Annotated in this window: 17 protein-coding genes, 2 pseudogenes and 1 riboswitch; of the genes and pseudogenes, 8 read left to right on the top strand and 11 right to left on the bottom strand. The window is 62.9% G+C overall.

The genetic code is table 11. The features are described from left to right. Nucleotides 1–318: 318 nt before the first annotated feature. Both E3O28_RS04660 and E3O28_RS04655 read left to right on the top strand, forming a co-directional pair. On the top strand, nucleotides 319–1,563 hold the full coding sequence (locus E3O28_RS04660) for an IS256 family transposase (protein ID WP_134415308.1): 1,245 nt from the start codon (nucleotides 319–321) through the stop codon (nucleotides 1,561–1,563). An 828-nt stretch (nucleotides 1,564–2,391) separates the two neighbouring features. Beyond that, nucleotides 2,392–2,556, top strand: a pseudogene (locus E3O28_RS04655) (recombinase family protein); the annotation flags it as partial. A 74-nt stretch (nucleotides 2,557–2,630) separates the two neighbouring features. Here E3O28_RS04655 and E3O28_RS04650 read toward each other — a convergent pair. The 3 genes from E3O28_RS04650 to thiM form a co-directional block, all read right to left on the bottom strand. Further along, on the bottom strand, nucleotides 2,631–4,136 hold the full coding sequence (locus tag E3O28_RS04650; protein ID WP_134415307.1) for a bifunctional hydroxymethylpyrimidine kinase/phosphomethylpyrimidine kinase: 1,506 nt from the start codon (nucleotides 4,134–4,136) through the stop codon (nucleotides 2,631–2,633). Next, the gene (gene thiE, locus E3O28_RS04645) at nucleotides 4,133–4,786 is read right to left on the bottom strand and encodes a thiamine phosphate synthase (protein ID WP_166784744.1); all 654 of its coding nucleotides are present in this window, start codon (nucleotides 4,784–4,786) and stop codon (nucleotides 4,133–4,135) included. Before thiE ends, E3O28_RS04650 begins: the two co-directional genes overlap by 4 nt. After that, nucleotides 4,783–5,589: a hydroxyethylthiazole kinase gene (thiM, locus tag E3O28_RS04640; protein WP_134415306.1), complete on the bottom strand. Its 807-nt coding sequence runs from the start codon at nucleotides 5,587–5,589 to the stop codon at nucleotides 4,783–4,785. Before thiM ends, thiE begins: the two co-directional genes overlap by 4 nt. Next, a riboswitch (TPP riboswitch) is annotated at nucleotides 5,583–5,676 on the bottom strand. (Overlaps the previous gene by 7 nt.) 281 nt (nucleotides 5,677–5,957) lie before the next feature. Here thiM and E3O28_RS04635 point away from each other — a divergent pair. The 3 genes from E3O28_RS04635 to E3O28_RS04625 all read left to right on the top strand — a co-directional run bounded on the left by E3O28_RS04635 (nucleotide 5,958) and on the right by E3O28_RS04625 (nucleotide 7,744). Then, nucleotides 5,958–6,242, top strand: a complete 285-nt coding sequence (locus E3O28_RS04635; RefSeq protein ID WP_134415305.1) for a hypothetical protein — start codon at nucleotides 5,958–5,960, stop codon at nucleotides 6,240–6,242. A gap of 205 nt (nucleotides 6,243–6,447) precedes the next feature. Beyond that, entirely contained in the window at nucleotides 6,448–6,738 is a 291-nt protein-coding gene (locus E3O28_RS04630) for a hypothetical protein (protein ID WP_134415304.1), read from the top strand. A 244-nt stretch (nucleotides 6,739–6,982) separates the two neighbouring features. Continuing rightward, nucleotides 6,983–7,744, top strand: a complete 762-nt coding sequence (locus E3O28_RS04625; RefSeq protein WP_134415303.1) for a hypothetical protein — start codon at nucleotides 6,983–6,985, stop codon at nucleotides 7,742–7,744. A gap of 129 nt (nucleotides 7,745–7,873) precedes the next feature. Here the strand turns inward: E3O28_RS04625 and E3O28_RS04620 are convergent, their stop codons facing one another. Further along, nucleotides 7,874–8,461 carry a TetR/AcrR family transcriptional regulator gene (locus tag E3O28_RS04620; protein ID WP_134343064.1) on the bottom strand — a complete coding sequence of 196 codons (588 nt, stop codon included), beginning with the start codon at nucleotides 8,459–8,461 and terminating at the stop codon, nucleotides 7,874–7,876. Nucleotides 8,462–8,526: 65 nt separating this feature from the next. Here E3O28_RS04620 and E3O28_RS04615 point away from each other — a divergent pair, with 65 nt between their 5' ends. Continuing rightward, nucleotides 8,527–9,105 carry a hypothetical protein gene (locus E3O28_RS04615; protein WP_134415302.1) on the top strand — a complete coding sequence of 193 codons (579 nt, stop codon included), beginning with the start codon at nucleotides 8,527–8,529 and terminating at the stop codon, nucleotides 9,103–9,105. Between the two features lie 551 nt (nucleotides 9,106–9,656). Then, complete coding sequence (locus tag E3O28_RS04610; RefSeq protein WP_166784743.1) at nucleotides 9,657–9,950, top strand: CPBP family intramembrane glutamic endopeptidase; 294 nt, start codon at nucleotides 9,657–9,659, stop codon at nucleotides 9,948–9,950. 69 nt (nucleotides 9,951–10,019) lie between these two features. Here the strand turns inward: E3O28_RS04610 and E3O28_RS04605 are convergent, their stop codons facing one another. Continuing rightward, nucleotides 10,020–10,448 carry a GNAT family N-acetyltransferase gene (locus E3O28_RS04605; protein ID WP_134415301.1) on the bottom strand — a complete coding sequence of 143 codons (429 nt, stop codon included), beginning with the start codon at nucleotides 10,446–10,448 and terminating at the stop codon, nucleotides 10,020–10,022. A gap of 91 nt (nucleotides 10,449–10,539) precedes the next feature. Then, nucleotides 10,540–11,754, bottom strand: a complete 1,215-nt coding sequence (locus E3O28_RS04600; RefSeq protein WP_134415300.1) for an MFS transporter — start codon at nucleotides 11,752–11,754, stop codon at nucleotides 10,540–10,542. Nucleotides 11,755–11,975: 221 nt separating this feature from the next. On the opposite strand from E3O28_RS04600, the gene E3O28_RS04595 reads away from it, so the two are divergent. After that, nucleotides 11,976–12,854, top strand: coding sequence for an alpha/beta hydrolase (locus E3O28_RS04595; RefSeq protein ID WP_134415299.1), 879 nt, complete (start codon nucleotides 11,976–11,978; stop codon nucleotides 12,852–12,854). Between the two features lie 32 nt (nucleotides 12,855–12,886). On the opposite strand, the gene E3O28_RS16875 is transcribed toward E3O28_RS04595, so the two are convergent. The 5 genes and pseudogenes from E3O28_RS16875 to E3O28_RS04575 all read right to left on the bottom strand — a co-directional run bounded on the left by E3O28_RS16875 (nucleotide 12,887) and on the right by E3O28_RS04575 (nucleotide 18,549). Continuing rightward, a complete protein-coding gene (locus E3O28_RS16875) occupies nucleotides 12,887–13,138 on the bottom strand; it encodes an SDR family oxidoreductase (protein ID WP_241973010.1) in 252 nt (83 codons plus the stop codon). A gap of 236 nt (nucleotides 13,139–13,374) precedes the next feature. After that, nucleotides 13,375–13,761, bottom strand: a pseudogene (locus E3O28_RS16870) (3-ketoacyl-ACP reductase); the annotation flags it as partial. Between the two features lie 696 nt (nucleotides 13,762–14,457). Further along, nucleotides 14,458–15,630, bottom strand: a complete 1,173-nt coding sequence (gene manA / locus E3O28_RS04585) for a mannose-6-phosphate isomerase, class I (protein WP_166784742.1) — start codon at nucleotides 15,628–15,630, stop codon at nucleotides 14,458–14,460. Between the two features lie 95 nt (nucleotides 15,631–15,725). Then, nucleotides 15,726–17,267, bottom strand: a complete 1,542-nt coding sequence (locus E3O28_RS04580; RefSeq protein ID WP_166784741.1) for a carboxylesterase family protein — start codon at nucleotides 17,265–17,267, stop codon at nucleotides 15,726–15,728. Then, nucleotides 17,260–18,549 carry an ROK family protein gene (locus E3O28_RS04575; protein WP_198411498.1) on the bottom strand — a complete coding sequence of 430 codons (1,290 nt, stop codon included), beginning with the start codon at nucleotides 18,547–18,549 and terminating at the stop codon, nucleotides 17,260–17,262. The genes E3O28_RS04580 and E3O28_RS04575 overlap by 8 nt, the downstream gene beginning before the upstream one ends. Nucleotides 18,550–18,636 lie beyond the last annotated feature (87 nt).

Here is an 18,636-nt window from a genome sequence, read left to right as displayed (position 1 = left end):
GTTGCATCGTGTTGAGTGTGGTAACCCAATCGATACCGGAGGTCCTCACCTTTTTAGCTCACGCCACGCTCACAACCTGTGTGGGAACAACAGCTAGAGGGGTGGGCTGAGTGTCATGTTCCTGTCTGTTCTAAGGAATGATCGTGCCCGCGTAATTCGTTTTCCACGCTTGATTTGCCACGCGCTCGTGACGGCCCTCGGTTACGTCCCCGTGAGTGGTGTGGTTTCCCGCTCTTGAGTGTTGCTTCGTCAACGTGAAGAGCCACCGTGGGATGGTCAGTGAGTACCGATCAAAGAACTCACAAAGGACACCACACGATGGCTCTAGACCAGTCTGCCCTGCTCGACCTGCTGGGAGAACTCAAACTCACCGATGTCACCGACCGAATCCGCGTCGCGACCGAAACCTTGTATCAAGAACTGATCGATGCGGAGGCGACCGCGTTCATCGGCGCCGCCCCGTTCGAACGCCCCGGCGACCGCACCACCCACCGCAACGGCACCCGGCCGCGGACGTTGACGACGACGGCCGGGGGCCTCGATCTGAAGATCCCGAAGCTGCGCGCCGGCTCCTTCTTCCCCGCGCTGTTGGAGCGGCGCCGCCGGGTCGACCAGGCGTTGTTCGCGGTCGTGATGGAGGCCTACGTTCACGGTGTATCGACCCGGAAGGTCGACGACCTCGTCAAAGCGCTCGGCGCTGACACCGGGATCTCCAAGTCGGAGGTGTCCCGGATCTGCGCAGGCCTGGACGCTGAGGTGGCCGAGTTCCGCGACCGCACCCTCTCCGCGCAGGACTTCCCCTACGTCTTCCTCGACGCCACCTACTGCAAAGCCCGCGTCGGCCACCGGATCGTGTCCCAAGCCATCGTCGTCGCGGTCGGGGTGGCTGCCGACGGACGCCGTGAAGTCCTCGGTTTCGACGTTGGTGACAGCGAGAACGAGGGCTTCTGGACCAGCTTCCTGCGGTCGTTGAAGACTCGCGGCCTCGACGGGGTCAAGCTGGTCATGTCTGACGCTCACACCGGCCTGAAGAAGGCCATCGGGACCGTGTTCCAAGGCGCCGGCTGGCAGCGCTGCCGGGTGCATTTCATGCGCAACGTCCTCGCCGTGGTGCCGAAGGAATCCCAGGACATGGTCGCCTCGATCATCCGCACCATCTTCGCCCAGCCCGACCGCGAGCACATCGAGAAACAGTTCCGCGAGGTGACCACGATGCTCTCCCGCTCACACCCGAAGGTCGCCGCGATGCTCGTCGACGCGCAACCCGACCTCCTCGCCTTCGCCGGCTTCCCACGGCGACACTGGCGCCAGATCTGGTCCACCAACCCGCTAGAACGCGTCAACAAAGAGATCAAACGCCGCACCGACGTCGTCGGCGTGTTCCCCAACACCGCGGCCCTACTGCGCCTGGCCGGATCGGTGTTGATCGAGCAGCACGACGAGTGGGAAGCCGGCGAAAGACGCTACTTCTCCGAAGCATCAATGCTCAAGCTGGCCGTCATGAACAACCCCATCGAGGTCCTCGACGAGACGGTGATCCTCCCCGAACTCGCCGCCGCCTAAACTACTGACCTGCATGGTGTTGAGAAATTCCACCACTCAGCGGGACGTGACCGAGCAGGATGCCTTGGCGCCCCTGCCAACGATCCAAGACGATGCCGACCCCCGAGAGCTGTGGGTTGAGTTGACTGGACTATCAGTGGGCCGCCCGTAACCGGAACAGATCCACTGCCGCACCTCTCGTCACCGTTTTGACACGAAGCGTGCTGGATTAGGCACTCCAAATAGAGGACTGAAGCTTGCGTCTGAAACACGCACAGCGCAGAACGCACAGCTGTGCAGGCGTTCGTCGTTCCGATGTCTGCGCCTCTCTCTACGCTTGAGATTGCCGAACCTCGCGGCGAAACGAAGGCAAAGGAGCCTGATATGCGCGTACTTTGATACCACTCCACGAATGTAACCGATCCCGACGTGCACCACACTCACGACAACTGCCCCAGCGGACAGCAGATCCCCGCCTATAACAAGCGGCCCGGCACCAACAACTGGCCACTATGTGAGCACTGCGCCGGCATGTGATCGAAAGGGGAGGTATCTCAACTACCTCCCCCCGAGATCCCTGCAGGGATCTCGGCGCCGAGCCGCCAGCACTTCGCCTCCCGCCTGTCCGCTCGCTGGGCCCGACCTTGCGCGACGCTCCGCAGTACCGAGGCCAGACGTGTGCCACGGGAAGTCTCAGAAAAGTACAGTTTTCCAAGACACCAAGCGAGCCTGGATCTTGCTCGTCACTTCCCGTTAAATCTCGGGGTGCCTGAACGTCTCAGAAAGTCATCTCATCACAATTCATATCTCACCATTCTGGTTGGAGTTTTTCGAGGCAGCGTGGGGCGTATGAGATTGCTCCGCTACACCCGCATCAACACTTCGAGCCAGGACGCTCAACTCCAGCTGGATGCGCTTATCGCCGCCGGGGTGCAGAAGCGAGATGTGTTCGCCGATGTCACGTCTGGGAGTAAGACCGCGATTGAGCGGCCGGGGATGGAGAAGCTGCTCGAGCCCAACACCCTCACATAACTACACGATCAAGAGATACGAAGAAAGTAACGGGGCGAACGGAGGAACCTGCACTCCTACCGGGGGTTGGTCAGGGGCGCGGCGAAGAATTCTCGCTCGTGCGCGGCCGAGGCGCGGAACGCCTGAGCCATGCGGCGCCGGGCCGGTTCAGCCGCTGCTGCGGCGGCGGCGGTGACAATCTTGATCGCACGTGCGGTGGAAGCGGCGAACTCCTCATCCGCGTAGGTGTCCAGCCAGCTGCGGTACGGATGCGCGTCGTGCGAGAGCGGATGCAGCCGCGTGCCGACATCCTGGTACATCCAGAAGCACGGCAGCAGCGCCGCGGCGAGGACGCCGTAGTCGCCGCTCGCGCCAGCGGTCGACAGGTGGTTGAGGTAGGCCGTTGTCGTCTCGCTGGGCTGCACGCCGGCTTGGGTCTTTTCGGCGATCCAGCTGGAGTGCAGGTCAAGTTCGGCGACGATCGCGCCGTGCGCGCTGACCGCCCAGAACGCCTGCTCGGTGGCGGTCGGGGCGAGCCGGCTCGCGACGGCCAGCATCCGGGCGTAGTCGCGCAGGTACAGGGCATCCTGGGCGAGGTACCAGATGAAGGCGTCCCGGTTCAGGGATCCGTCCCCGAGCGCTCGGATGAACGGCAGCTCGTCGGTGTCGGTACGGATGTCACGGATGTCGTGCCACCATTCCTCGGCGACCTGGGCTGGGCTGGGGCTGGTGTGCAGGCCGCCGCGCTGCCACAGGCCGGCAAAATGCTGGATCGGTCCGTGGCCAGAGCCGACCTGCAGGTCGCCAGAGTGGGCGATGCTCTCGCTCAACCATAGTTTCGCCTCGGCTACCGCGTCCCCCCAATCTGCCAGGCTCGGCCCCGCCGTGCCGGCCCGAGCCGCTACCCGGGTCGCAACTGCGGAGGAGAAAGAACACCCGGTTCCGTGGGTGTTCGGGGTGTCGATCCGCAGCCCGGGAAACTCCCGCACGGTGTGGGCGCCGACGAGGGCGTCTGGTACGAGGTCACCGGCGAGGTGTCCGCCCTTGGCCAGCACGAGGACCCCGTACGTCTCGGCGACGTGCTGCGCCTGGCGCAGCACCGCCGACCAGCTCGTCGCCACAGGAACACCGACAAGGATGGCCAGCTCCGGGATGTTGGGCGTCACCAGGTGCACGACGCTCAGCAGATCGCGGAGAGCCTCCTCAGCACCCTCGGTGAGCAGGCGGTCGCCGCTAGTGGCGATCATCACCGGGTCGAGCACCACGAGCCTGGGCTTCACTTGGCCGAGCCACTCGCTCACGGTGCGGGTGACGTGAACGTCGGCCAGCATCCCGATCTTGACGGCATCGATGTCGACGTCGTCGCTCACGGCGTGCAGCTGCTCGCGCAGGAAGGAGACCGGCGGCACGTGCACCGAGCGCACACCGTGGGTGTTCTGCGCGACCAGTGCGGTCACCACAGCCATACCGTAGCCCCCGTTCGCCGCAATGCTTTTGAGGTCGGCCTGAATGCCCGCTCCGCCGGTCGGGTCGGTACCAGCAATGCTCAGCACGCGGGCAATGCGGGGGGATGCGCCGGTCATGCCGTCACGCCCCACGCGGCTCGCAACTCGCGGGCCGCCTGCTCCGGATGCGGTGCCGCACAAATCGCCGACACCACGGCGACGCCCGCCGCTCCGCACTCACGGAGGGCGGCCAGGTCGCGCAGGCCGACCCCGCCGATGGCCACGCTCGGCAGCGTGCTGACCCCGACCAGGCGTGCGAACTCGGCCAGCCCCAGGGCAGGGGGCGCGTCACTCTTGGTGCGTGTGGCGTGCAGTGCGCCAATGCCGACGTAGTCGATCAGGGCAGGATCCTCGGCCGCGCGGCGCAGCTGGGCATCCGTCGATGCGCTGAGCCCGATCACCGCGTCACCCCCGATGAGGTCGCGCACCGCGCCGACGGGCAGGTCGGATTGCCCGACGTGCACCCCGATCAGCCGGTGCCCGGCGGCACGGGCGGCCAGGAACACGTCGACCCTGTCGTTCACGATCAGCGCCACGGTGTCGGGCAGCACATCCGCGATGCGCAGCACGGTGTCGAGGAACTCCCGCCCGGCGGTCTCCTTCTCACGCACCTGCACGGCGCTCACGCCTCCGGCAACGGCGTGCCGCACCACGTCCACGATGCTGCGCCCGGCCGCCGCGGCCTGCCCCGAGTCTGTCACCAGGTACAGCGACAGGTCGAGGATCATCGGAGCACCGCCCGGCGTGCGATGTCCTGCGCGTTGACGGTGGCTAGGGCGTCCACAAAGGCGACAGCGAAGCTGCCCGGACCGGCGGCGGACTCTGCCGCGAGCTCGGCCGCGACGGTGTACACCGTGGCCGCGGCCACCGTGGTGAAGAACCTGTCGGCGTCGACCGCGGCGAACGCGGCCATGACCGCGCCGAGGGCGCAGCCCCCGCCGGTGACGCGGGTGAGCAGCGGATGCCCGTTGTCGATGTGCACCAACTCACGGCCATCCGTGATGATGTCGACCGGCCCGGAGACGGCGATCACCCCACCGGTCATCCCGGCCAGCGCGTGCGCCGCGGCCAGGGCGGCATCCACCTCGTCGGATGAATCCACCCCGCGGCCGCCGGATCCGGCGCCCGCCAACGCGATTATCTCGGACGCGTTTCCGCGCACCACCGTGGGTCCCAGGTCGCGAAGGGCGAAGGCCAGCGGCGTGCGCACCGGCAGGAAACCGACGGCAACGGGGTCGAGCACCCACGGTGTTCCAGCATCGTTCGCGGCTGTGACGGCCTCGACCATCGCGTCGCGTTGTTCGGCGGTGGGCGTGCCGAGATTGACGAGCAGCCCAGATGCGATCCGCGCGAACGCGCCCGCCTCGCCCGGAATGTCGACCATCGCGGGCGCCGCACCGAGCGACAGCAGCACGTTAGCGGTGAAGTTCACCACGACGCTATTGGTGAGGCACTGCACGAGGGGCGGGCGGGACCGCACCTCGTCAAGCGCTGAACAGGTGAATGAAATAAGTTCTTCTGGCGTGCGCATTTGCGCGACATCCCTTCGCTAGTACTAACTAGATCAGGTTCAACGGGTGTTATCTCAGCTCCAGGTGGAGCACCCCGTGTCACTTGGCTTATGAACCAGCGTATCGCAGCGCCTTCGTTCTAATTCATGGTTGGACGCGGCCAATATCTTGGCAACTGGCCGACGGAACGAGGCCATTGCGCGAGCGCACCAAGAGCTGGCCGAGCGTCTCGTATTCCATGGGCGGCGGATTTATCGTTAGTTGCGAGACACCGAGAATTAGATGACTGATGCTGCCCGGGGACGAGTCAGGACGCCGCACCCTGGTCTCAGAAGCTTCCCTACGGTCGGCCAGCCAGGATCGTGGCTACCTCGCTGTTGGCTTTGAAGTGAGCAAGCGCGTCAGCAGAGAGCAACCGGATGACGTAAACAATTCGGCGCCGTTCGCTCTCAGAACCGTTGAGGATGTTCTCGTGGTGAGCCACTCTGTTTCGGAGATCTCGCAGCGCGGCCAATGCGTCATTAAGCGGGTTTCTGTCGGTACCTGGTGGGAAGACTTTGTGGAGATGAGGAACCCAGATGGTTTTCTCGTGAGCGTCCACGAAGAGGTAGGTCCAGAAGCCATACATGAGTTCGGCGACGACCTTGCCGGGTATTGGCGGCGTGTGTGGTGACGTCGCTGCGTTGATCCGCGCCCGCTCGACGTTGCCTCGGGCGATCTTGTTTGTGACTTTAGCGCGCTGTGGCGGCGTTCTGTGATCGCTATTTGGCGCATTTAGCTATATGCCCGCGTCGCTCCGGAGCAGGTGTCAGTGTCTTGTATCCCATAGGTTTCGACGCGCGGAGATCGCAAGAGAGAAACAGCTAAGTGCATCCGCTGTGGTGACGTTCACGTTGAACATGTGGGACAGTCACTCGGCTGCCAGGGCAATCTGGCAGCATCCGATGAAGGTGACGGGTTCGGTGCTTCTTCCCGTCAGTGGGCAGAGCCTCAGCCAGGAAGAAATATTCACCGAGATCGCGAAAGCATGGGAGGCACAAGGTTTCGTCCGAAGCGATCGAGCATTAGGCACCGACATTTACACAGGCGATAGTCTGCAACTACGCATCCGCGGCACCAGCGAGGGCGTCTCCATCAGCGCAACGTCGGCCTGCAGCGGCCTACTCTAGCTGCCAGACATACAGCCACGACGCGGTTTCAGGTGTGTCGAGGAATAGGCTCCACGTTATGGCGTCGCAAATTGGAGTCACCCTCATGGTTCTTCGCGACCTAGGCGCGTCGTCGTATGGGCACCGCACGCGACCACGATTGCCCGGCTTGAGGCCATCCTTTCTCATGACGGCAACTCCCCGCCTCGTTGGCCTCATGGCGGTCAGCGCGCTAACCCTAACCGGATGCTCACAGCCGACATCGTTGACGACCGGGTCAGCCTCCACGGACGACGCCACCCCGGAGGTCGTCGCGCAAGTGCGGGCGGCCGACCTCGCGCGCGATATCGGCGGGGAGAGACCCGACGACATCGACGGCTGGGCGCGCGCTGCAGTCGCTCAAGCCATTAGCGACAGCGCGGACATCGAGCTGGTCGGCGTCGACACCCGGCAGTCGACCGACCTAAGCGAACCGTTCGGCAGCCTCGACTTCCGGGTTTTCGTGCCAGGGCTCAAGAACGCGTCCACGGGCGCACCTGGCCCCTTTTGCTTCCGAATCGAGTTCGACTACTACGGCAAGGTCGGCACATGGGAATCGTCTGACGGCATCGACCCGATCGGGTGCCCACCGGATGCCGCCATCGTGACGCCTCGCGTCGACGACAGCATCGTCCCTGTCGTGTCGGACACCGCGCGCGAGGTGGCATCGGCGGTGCTTCTCGCGCGAGTGCAGACTGGTTCGCCGGCGACGGTAGACGCGATCATCGGCGCGATTTCCGCGCAACTCACCACTCCGACCGGCGAGTTCGAGGTCGTCGCTCCGCCGCGGGTCGTCGTCCAGGTGAGCAGCGCCGGAGATCGGGTCGGCGTCGCGTTCGGTTCCGCCGAAGATTGCGTCCTGATCAAGAGCGAGAACGGGACGGTCGACGACGTCTACCCACCCCCGGTGACGCTGCAGCCAGGTGAATTAGGCTGCACGCCCGAGACGGCACTCACTGACCCTGACCAATTGCGATCGCCGCACTGACGTGAGAGTCAGCCACGCCGAGACCATAAGCTCTTGCCCGTAAGACGGTCCTCTTGCGGAACTCCGCACGGATCCGTGGATTGCCCGGCCGCATGCACCGATCGCAGGTGACTCCGCATTAGGTGCTGGTCAGCGGTTTCTGATGATGCGTGCAAGCTCTTTCTCGAGGATGACGGTTGCCCAGGTGCTGTCGTTTCCGGGTGGTTCCATGAGTAGGTGAATGGCAAGGCCATCGAGAACGGCGTGCAAATGGCGCGCTCGTTCTACCAGTTCAGGGCCGCTGGGCCTGCAGGCCAACTTTTCGGCCAGTCGGAGGCAGCCGTTCCCCAGTTCTTCGTAAGCGCGATTTCTGATGGAAACAAGTTGCGGCAACGCAGGGCTTTCCGCAATCAGCGCGATATTGACCTCGAGTTCCGCGCGACTATCAGCGGTAAGAGGCAAGAAGTTTTTCAGGACCTCCAGCGCGTACTCCGCTGGGTTCGAGCCTTCACGAATAGCGAGAACGCGGTCGGTGGCGCGCTGCACCATGAGCTCGGCGGAGAACTGCAGGAGTTCAGCGCGGGTGGGGAAAACATGACGCAGGGAGCCGACCACCACGCCAGCCTGCTCGGCAACGGTGCGCACCGATACCGCGCTGATTCCTTGGTCGAGGATGATCTGCCACACCGCTTGAGCGAGCTGTACCTTGCGTGCGTCCCGGTCGATCGTTCTCGCCATAAATTGATATTAGTACGGGCGTGCTAGTTTGTTTTCAGGGCCTAGACGCATCGACTGGGGGATTTATGATCATTGCCATCATCGTCGCCTCCGAAATTGGCTTCTGGGTTTTGATCGCATTGGGTCTCGTCGCCCGATATATGCTGCGTCTGAAAAGGACCGGACTGACCTTGCTGGCGATGACGCCGGTGGTCGACGTCATCTTGCTCGTGGTCACGGCGATGGATCTGACATCGGGCGCGACGGCGACGGTCTTCCACGGGATCGCTGCGATCTACCTCGGCTTCTCCGTGGCTCACGGGCACAAGATGATCGCGTGGGCCGACCGCCATTTCGCCTATCGGTTCGCGAATGGGCCGCAGCCGATCAAGCTCTACGAGCGGGGTTATGCGGTCGAGTGTTGGAAAGACGTCGCGCGCACAGCGTTGGCTGTGGCCGTGGCTCTGGGGACCATTTGGCTGTTGACCGTGGTCGTCGATAACGAGCCCAGAACCAGCGCGATCAACGACCTCAACAGCATTTTCCTCCTGGTCGTTGCGATCGAAGTGTTGTGGGCCCTCGGGTATACCCTCTGGCCGAAGAAGCGACCGACATTGAGCCCATTGGTCGACGTGCACGCGAACGCCACATCCGGGCAGCAGTAGAAGCCGTGACTCTGCCGACAGCGCCTCCGGGGAGCGATCGACTGACTGTCACCAAGCTCGGTCGAGTCCTCATCTGGTCAGCCGGGGCGCTGGGCGTGCTTGAACTGATCGTTTTACTGACTCTCTCAACCGACGGGATTCGTCAATCCTCGGATCCCGGGTCACCGATCACCCCTCTGTGGGTCGTGCTCGTGCCTCCCTTGGTCGCAATTGCCCTGACACGTGCACTGCCGTGGAGCGCTCCAGCGCTCGAACCTACGGTTTCTAATGCTCGTGCGATTCGACGCAGCGGCATGGCGCTCCTGGTATGCGCGGTCCTCTTTCCCCTGGTCATTGGCATCACGGAAATTGACGACTCGGCCGAGTACTTTCCAGCCAAAGTAGTCATTCTGGACGGGATACCCGCAGCATTGGTGTGGAGATCTTGACGCAATATCAAGATTGCCCGCCCCCGCATGGCCTGGCAGTGGTGGGCGCCGATTGTTCTCATTGTGGTCTGGACAATCCTCTCGCAAGCGAGCCCCTGGATAGCGGTCCCTACTTTTCAAGGCGTGGACCTGGGCTACCTAATCGTTGGCGCAACGCTGACCGCGCTTACCGCTGGCGTGGGCGAGGAACTGTTTTACCGGTACTGGTTGCAGACACGGGCGGAAGCGCTCCTCGGACGCTGGGGCGGCGTCGTTCTGGCATCGTTTGCTTTCGCGATCATGCACCTTGGAGGAGACCGACAAGGCAACGGGCTTCTTGTCGAGATTGCGGCCGTCATCATCGTTCAGGGCTCCTTCGGCATCATGCCACGAGCTGGCGAAGCAACGTCTAACCGGGTACCCGAAATGACGCACTGAGCGTTCCCTCCTGACACCCAACCTGAAAGGCGGGAATAGGTGTGTTCTTGACCCGAAGCCTGCTGATGACTAAGCGCTTGGGTTGCCGATTCGTTCCATCCATGTCTCGGGGATACCCAAAGCGGTGAACCCTGATTTGGAATACAACCCGTGCGCATCGTTGGTCGAGAGAGCGATGCGCCGCAGACCAAGCGGCTCGAACTCTTCCAAGACTCCCTTGATGAGGACAGCGCCAATGCCGCGGTCTCGAACCTGGGGGTCGACGAACACATCGCAAAGCCATGCAAAAGTCACTCCATCCGTGATGACCCGCGCGTAGGCGACTTGCTTGTTCGATTCGGTGTCGTAGACGCCGAAGTTTCGTGAGCCGTCTATGGCTGCATCGTGCCGGGCACGTGACCTCCCTGGCGCCCAATAGGACTGTTCGCTGATCCAGCGGTGCACTTGGTCACGGTCTATATCGGCAACGTCGGCTGAGAACCTATAGTTCGAATCCATCCGCCCATCTAATCGGTCTTGGGCGGACTGCGCCCGACCAATCGCCGTAATGCAAGGAGTATGCCCGCCCGTCGTTCCTGCAATCATTCAATTAGGCGGAGGGTCGTCGCCAGAGTCTCGCGGAGATGCCGGCGCTGAGAGCGACGAAGACGGCGGCTGCCGCAGCTGTGGTGAGGAAAGTTGAACTCACGTTCCAGCTCTCGACGAGGAAGCCGCTGAGCGCGCTCCCGGCCGCAGCACCGACGTTGTGAGCGGTGTTCACCCACGTTGTTGACTCGGTCTGTCGGGTCGTCCCACCAAAATCGTTGGCTGCAAAATACGCCACGATCATGACCGGGGAAAGGAAAAGTCCAGCGGCCGAAATGACCAGTCCCAGGGAGATCGTCGACGTTGCGAGGCCAGCACCGGCAGAGGCCATGATGAACAATATCGCCAGGATCACGAGTTGGCGCTGCGAGGACACCGTGATCTGAAGAGCGCCATAGGCAAGGCCTCCAACGGCGCTGCCGGCCGCGAACAGGGCGAGGACAACCCCCACCGCCGCGGCATTACCGAGGGTGGCAATCATGGCCGGGACCGCAACGTAGATGGTGCCGACCACGAGGCCGACTGCCAGCACCGGCAGGAGCAGCGCGATGAATCGCGGTTCTGTGAGCAGGGGCGCAGCGCTGGCTGCGTCCCTGCGTGACGCGTCGACCGGGGTCGCGGCCATCGCGGGGGAAGACATCATCAGTGCTGTCCCGACCAGAATCAGTGCGGCAGGGATGAGTAGGGCGGTACTCGGCTCGATGATGACCAAGAGCAGGCCGGACAAGGCGGGGCCGACAAGGTAGAGCAACTCCTCGAGGACTGCGTCCAGACTCAAAGCCTTTTTCAGGTGGACTGGAGTCGGGGTCAACGATGCCCAGGCGACCCGCATTGTCGGGCCTAGCGGTGGAGCGAACGCGCCGAGGAGGCCGGCCACCGTCACGCATAACCAAACTGGTGCGCCCGAGGTCGTGAGCAGTGCGAGAGCGAACAAGCTCAACCCGAAAACGCTGCTGAGCAGGAGGAGGACAAGGCGGCGTCCGAATCGATCGATGAGGCGGGCTCTGGCTGGTGCGAGGAAACCGGCACCAGCCCCGTAGGCGCCGACCGCGATACCGGCAGCGGAAAAGGACTGAGTCGCTTCTTCAATAGCGAAGAGAAGAGGCAGACCAACGAGAGGATAAGCGAAACGTCCGGTCAGGGCGCTCGAGAAAACAAAAGGGACGTGTTTGAGTCTGAGAACATCCGCGCAGGTCGCGGACAGAGTCGTTGCGGGCATGGTTAAGCTCCGAGATAAATGGCGCGGCTTTTGCGCGCAGTGAATGAGGACCTGCTAGCTGAAGAAGTCAGACCGGTCTTCAATCACAGATAGGGAGCATGCCGCAACGATATCGGACGGGTGGCCAGACCAACGTCCGCCCACCGACACTGACCGACCCGGCTGGCCAGCGGAGATGCCGCGCAAACCGTTCCCTTATGTGTGCCGTGTATCGTCGAGTGATGCCAAGCTACGAAAGCTCCGACGGTTCAGCACTTCACTACGATGACGTGCGCCGCAAGGGCAGTGACGGCGACGAATGCCCGGTTATTCTCCTTGCCGGAGGAGCGGCCCGCCACCCCAGCTACCTTGGTGATCTGGCCGGGCTCAGCGATCGGCACCGGCTCATCGTGCCCCATCTACGAGGTGTCGGACGCACGGCCGCGCCGGACCAAGAAGAGCGGGGGTCGTTCTGGACTCAAGCCGACGACATCGAGCACCTGCGTGTCCATCTCGGCCTCGATCGCGTCGTCCTGGTGGCTCACTCGGCGGGAACGAGATTGGCCATTGCCTACGCGGCGCAGTTCGCGCTCCGCGTTGCCAGGTTAGTGCTGATCACTCCTCCGGCGGCTTATCTCGTCGATGAGCCATCCGATGCCCACACGCTCAGCGAGAAGCGGCGCGGAGATTCGATTTTCGAAGCCGCTTTCGCAGCTTTGGAAGCGGGGCCCCAGACGGTTGACGATGTCGGGTTCAACGCCTGGCAACAGGAGTCGGCGCCGGCCAGATACTCAAACTGGGGCGCAACCGAGCGCTCCCATGCGACCATCGGGCGTTGGAGCCTGCCCGCCACGAAGGCGTATTTCAGTGTTGCCCCACCTCGCGACCTCACGGTGCGGCTGGGGCAGGTGTTGGCCCCTGTGTTGGTGATTGCCGGAGCCGAGGACTGCCTCACCGGATTAGCGCCGGTGACCGCACTGGCACGCCTCTTTCCCACAGGTGAATGCGTGGTCATCGAAGGGAGCGGGCACTACCCGTGGGTCGAACAGCCGGCGGCCTTCCGGGGAGCGATCGACGCTTTCCTCAAGCAGTCGTCCAAATCGGCTACGACGAGTGGCTGATTGCCCGGAAAAGGTTCCCGACCGAGAACTGGCTAGAGTCCGAAGCCACCGTCCGTCGTCAGGACCTGCCCGACGATCCATCGGCCTTCATCAGTGGCGAGCCATCCGATCAAACGCGCGGGGTCGGCGGGAAACCCGAAACGTCCGAACGGAGTGTTCCGCACGAATTCTTGAATCTCCTCAAGCGGGCGATCCGTCGTTTCCGGATCCAGATATCCCGTATTGACGGGTCCGGGGTTGATGGTGGTGAGAATGATGCCCCGCGCCAAGAGTTCGCTGGCCACGTTGGTGTGACCCCAGCCCGGGCTGCCTTGCTTGCCGCATAGGTAACCTCGCCCTGCATCGCGCCGTGGAGCTGACCCGACGTCATCCAGATGACTCGACCAGTCGCGAATTCGTCGACCGGGACGGCGTGCTCGGGTCGTTCTCCCGGACGTCTTGGTGCGGTGTCTCTGTGACCGGAGAACTGCTCAGCGAACGCTCTTGTCAGCAGAAGCGTGGAGCGGGTGTTGACCTGCCAGTGACCATCGAGCAGCTCCGGGGTCATGTCGAAGATGGAGCCATCGCTCCCGCTGCGGGCGTGGTTACAGGCGAGGATGTCGACTCCCCCGGTGAGCCCGCAGGCAGCCTCCATAAGCAGGCTGGCTGAATCCGGCACGGCCAAGTCGAGGCTTACGTCACCGAAGACTGCGTCTGCAATCTGCGCTGATGTGATGCCTACTAGGACCTCGCCGAGGTCGTCGCTTCCCCAGGGCTGTTCGTCGTCGTGGGGCGAATAGTGCTGAATGAAAACGTTAGCGCCGAGTTCGGCGAAGTGATGGGCCACGGCAAATCCGATGCCCTTGCGACGCGATACGCCCGTCACGAGTGCGGTCTTGCGGAGGAGGGGCAATGAGGAAAACGGCATGTGGAGACTCCAATATGTGTAGTGAAAAACAGCAAGAAGAAGGGATGCTGGCCCGCTGACGCGCGGACTCACTACTGGGCGTCATGCCCTACAAAACCACGTATCTGCCGCACATGCAGTTGAAACTAGCTCTCCCCCGGCCTCGTCAGCAATGGGATCGTCCTGTTTGCCCGCCAACGCAAGGTCAGCACCCTCAACATCGCCACCCTCGGCTCCCTCCTCGAATGGCGCGCCATCGTCTTTAGCTCCAAATGCCAACCCATCATGGTCAACACTGGCCGCTGGTTCCGCGATAATACCCTCACCACCATCATCAACCGCACCCCGACCAGGACACCAAACCCCACGCCAGCGCCGATCCCAGCGCCGGATGACACCACTGCAGCGGAGGCGGCAGCTCATGGCTAAGCACGACGATTACGACTCGGCCCACCCCGAAGACGACGCGGTCGACGTCCGATTGGCCCTGACCCCAGCGAGTCAACAACGAGCTCTTAGCGTTAGGCATAAAGTTCAGATACCTGACCAAACTTTTTATTCGGCGCTGGCCGGCTAGCGCGGCTAGGTTTCTATATCCCGGGTCACGCTGATCATGACCTGGTAATTATCGTCAACGGGTCGGTTGACGATCATTGTGGGTGATGCTGCGCAGGGTCGTGTTCATTTTCGGGCCTATCTGCTTCGTGGCGCGATAGCTCAGCTTGTCGCGATGAAAGTGTCCCCTTCTGATTTGAGCAAGAACGGCACTGTACCTGGTGCGATGTATGCGGCTTCTCCCTGCTTTAGCACCCAAACGTTGCTGCCTTGGGTGACGGTCGTGGATCCAGTAGTCGCGAAGACCACGGCAGATTCGTTCGGGATGAAGTTGACCGTTGTGCCGGCATCGGCCCTCATGAGTTGGAAGTCGGAAACGGGTACGTGGTACTCCACGAAGCCGTCGACACGGGTAACCGGCTTAACGTACGGGACGCGTGTTGGCCGGAAATCCAGCACCCGAAAGAGCTCTGGGACATCGATGTTCTTGCTCGTGAGCCCACCCCGAACGACGTTATCGCTGGCGGCCATAATCTCAACGCCCAGGCCTGCAACGTGGGCGTGGATGTTTCCAGCGGGCAGGAAAAGTGTCTCGTTTTTTCGAAGGCTCACGAAATTGAGTAGGGCCGCGATCGCGATCCCTTGGTCCCCGGGGTAGCACTTGTCGAGGCTTAGCAAGAGCTGGGCCTCGGCTGCCCAGACCTGGCTATCGTTCGATCGTGAGGCGCCGACGAGCGCCCTTACTAGAGTAGCGGGCTGACGTGTGAGGACAGCCCTGACCGTCGGTTCGATCCCGACGTTTTCGAGCTGGTCCCGGAACCCCTCAATGAGGATTGACGGCCTCGCGTCTGCGAGGGCTGCAAGGTGTTGTAGGAGCTTCAGAGACTGGTCAATAGCGCGGAATCCGCAGAGTGCTTGAAACCCATCGGCTAAGGCCACGATGAGCTCAGGCTTGTGCCATTCATCTTTGTAGTTGCGATCTGGGGCGTCTCTCGGTACCCCTCGTCGATTCTCTTCGGCGTAGCCCTCTCGGGCGCGTTCGAGGGACGGGTGTGCCTGCAGGGAGAGCGGCTTTGCGGCGGCGAGAATTTTGAACAGGAACGGCAGCCGGGTCCGTTCGCCCAGCGCTGCCTCCGGTTGTGTTGCGATCCACTCGTTCAGCGTGGCCGGCTGGCCGGCATGAGGATCAAGGATGTAGGTGGTGCTGTCCGGGTGGGCCCCCATCCAGAGCTCCGCCTGCGGTGACCCACCGGGCGCGACGCCGAGACGCTGCGGAAGAGCCGTGGTGGACCCCCAAGCGTAGGTCTTCGGCGTAGCGGTGATTCGGTTGAACATGGTGACTCCAAGGGACGGTAGTTGTACCAGGAGAACTCGAGAGGATGGCGAAGGGAAGCGGACGCTCATCTGCGATGCGTTAGATTACGGAGCGCTCAACTGGGGGATTTGGTCATGTGCGATTCATCGGCCAGTCGGCGAATATTGTCACGCGGGGCGTCTGCCAGCCGGGTGGGGCTGTCAAGAATTAGTGTGCTTCGGCGGTTGGGCTCGTATTCTGGCCAGTAGTCGAGAGCACCTGTCGTTGCAAAAGCGACCCAATATTGGCTAATGACGTCGCGCAGGGAGTATGGGGCGTTGAGCCCCGCTTCAGCGCGGGCCCGTTGCGAGTCATCGACGTGGCGGAAAAGAGAGGGCAATTCGATGGAATGCCCGGCCCCTCTAGCCCACGTTGCGTCCTGTTGTTCCCAAACGAAGAGATATGACCTCGTCGAGCCAGTCGCCTGTGTACGCGCGTCAAGAAGGCGCTGGCTAGGTTGGCGGTATGTGGTGTCCGTAAGGCAGGCTTCGAGTAGTTCAGCGGGTGTTGCGCCGCGGCCGGTGTCGAGTTGAAAGGCATCCCTGTAAGCCTCGAATCGGCTGAGGGATCTTTCCCCGAGTGGTTCTTTGGACAGCAGTGTGCTGAGGGAGCCATCTAGGACTGCTTGTGACGCGTGTGTGCCGCGTTCACGCAGATCCACGTGCCCGCTTGCCTCGTTCAGGTTCGTTCCCACGATCAGGTCAATGGCCGCCGACGCTCCCCCAGCGACAGCGGCCACAGGGTTGCTCAGCAGCAGACGCCCATCGATCGATGGGCGAAAGACCGGAACAGGTTGGGGTCGCCCGGCGGAGTGCTTTGCAAGCAGGTGTTGTTGCGCGCGGATAATAGTGGACCACGGCAGGTCGATGATGCCGGCGGGATCGCCGCCGAGGTGGAGCAGATCGAGCAGTTCGTCGGTTACGGCCTCTCCGTAGGCACGTGAGCCCACCCGTTCGGGATCTCCGCTTTGGACGATGGCGCGGCGCATCAGCCCTGCCGCGCGTGGTGATGCGAGAAGGGTGGCGACCATGGTCGCCCCCGCGGACTGGCCGGCGACGGTGACGTTAAGGGGATCACCGCCGAATTGGGCGATGCTGTCGCGCACCCATTCGAGCGCGGAGATGATGTCGACCAGCGCGAGGTTGCCGGATTGGCTGTAGTCCGGACCGAGCAGGTGGTCGAGAGTGAGGTATCCCAGGGCGCCGAGGCGATAGTTGATTGAGACGACGACGATTCCGCCAGACGCAGCAAGGCGTACACCGTCGCGAAGTGGGTCGGCGTTGGACCCGGAGATGTGCAGGCCACCGTGTATCCAGACGAACACAGGCAGTTTGTGCGCCGACGGATCAGGCGTCCAGACGTTCAGGTTCAGGCAGTCGCGCTCATTGATGAGTAGCCCGCCAGGGTCGTCGACGTGCTGGGGCGAAGCTGGTCCGGCTTGTATGGCGTCTCGAGTGCCTTTCCACGGTTCGACGAGACGTCCGGGTCGGAACCGTTGGGTTGCCACGCGGTACGGGATACCGCGAAACGCAGCCGCTACACCGTCGGGCGTGGTGACGACGCGGCCGCGGAGAATACCGTCTGGTGTGTGGACTAGCGAAGCTGTGGAGTCAGCCACGGTCGATGGCTGATTGATGGAGGACTGGTCCGTGTCCGGGCGACAGCGTGCTTTGCAGGACCAATGAAGACGCGCCGATGGCGGCCGCGTCGCGCGGATTTGCAGAGAGTTCGACGCTGATGGGATGTGCGCGGCGGGCGAATCTCTGCGACTCGAGCCGGGCTCTGATGACGCGGGTGTAAATGGACCCGGCGATGGCGACGCCGGGTCCAGTCAATATGAGGGCGTCGAGATCGAATAGATTCGCCAGAGTCACGGCGCCCTCGGCCAGGTACGCCGCGGATCGTTGTAGGAGTTTGCCGGCTGCAGCGTGTCCGTTGATGGCGGCGAGTCCTATGACGTCGAACTCGCGGGCATTCCGTTCGATTTCGAAGGTGAGGTCCAGGTCGTCGAATGCATGCTTATTCTCCGCTGCTTCCTTGACCACGGCCGATGGGGCGGCGTAGCGTTCCAAGCAGCCGATGTTGCCACAGAAGCACTCGCGACCGCCGGGAACGACCGTTACGTGACCGATCTCAACCGCGTTGGAGCTTGCACCCCGGTACAACGCCCCGTCGAGCACGACCCCGGCACCAATTCCCGACCCGATGTATATGCTGCCGAAAGTCTCGTGCCGGGAGACGCCGCGGCTCCAAAACTCGCCTATCCCCGCCGCAGCGGCGTCGTTCTCGACGAGTAAGGGGACACCGATCCCGGAGCCGATTTCCTCGCGCAGCGGGAAGTCCCGCCAATGTTGGAGCGTCGGAGGGCCAAGCACTCGTCCTGCTTTCTGGTCGATCGGCCCCGGGGCGACGACGGCGGCGCCGGCAATCGTGGTTCGGTCCAGCCCGCTCCCGCGTACAAAGTTTTCGTACCCGCGAACGATGCGGCGAGTGACCTCCTCTGGCGGGTCCAGTGCCGCACCGTCGATCTGTTGGCGTGCGATGACGCCACCCGCGGTGTCGGTGGCCACGAGGGTAATCGCCTCGAAAGCGAGCTGAATGCCGACCGCGATGCGAGCACGGGCGTTGATCTCGAGCATCTGGCGCGGCTTACCGCCGGTTGCGGTGGATCCAGTTAAACGGACTATTCCGTCGGTCAGTAATTTGCGCACGATCAGAGAGATCGCCGGCTGCGTCAACCCGGTCGCCGCAGTCAATTCGACACGACTAATCGGACCGGAGGAGCGGATCAAGTCGACAACTAGGGCCCGGCTGCCCGGCGCCGCCGCTGTGGCCTCAGGACGAGCCATCGTTTCTCCTCTCGATCTGCTCGCTAGCGTACGGTAAAGCAGCAGGCGCACCGGTCTGTCCTCTGGCAACCGGTGTGTCACCATTCTGCCGACTGCTGCTGCGGCGGCATGAGTGCATGAGGCACCTACGCTGGAGAT

This window comes from Cryobacterium sp. TMT2-14, from assembly GCF_004402465.1.
GTDB classification, from domain to species: Bacteria; Actinomycetota; Actinomycetes; order Actinomycetales; family Microbacteriaceae; genus Cryobacterium; species Cryobacterium sandaracinum.
Note: the sequence above shows the minus strand (reverse complement) of the source record. Positions and strands in the feature narration are given on the sequence as shown.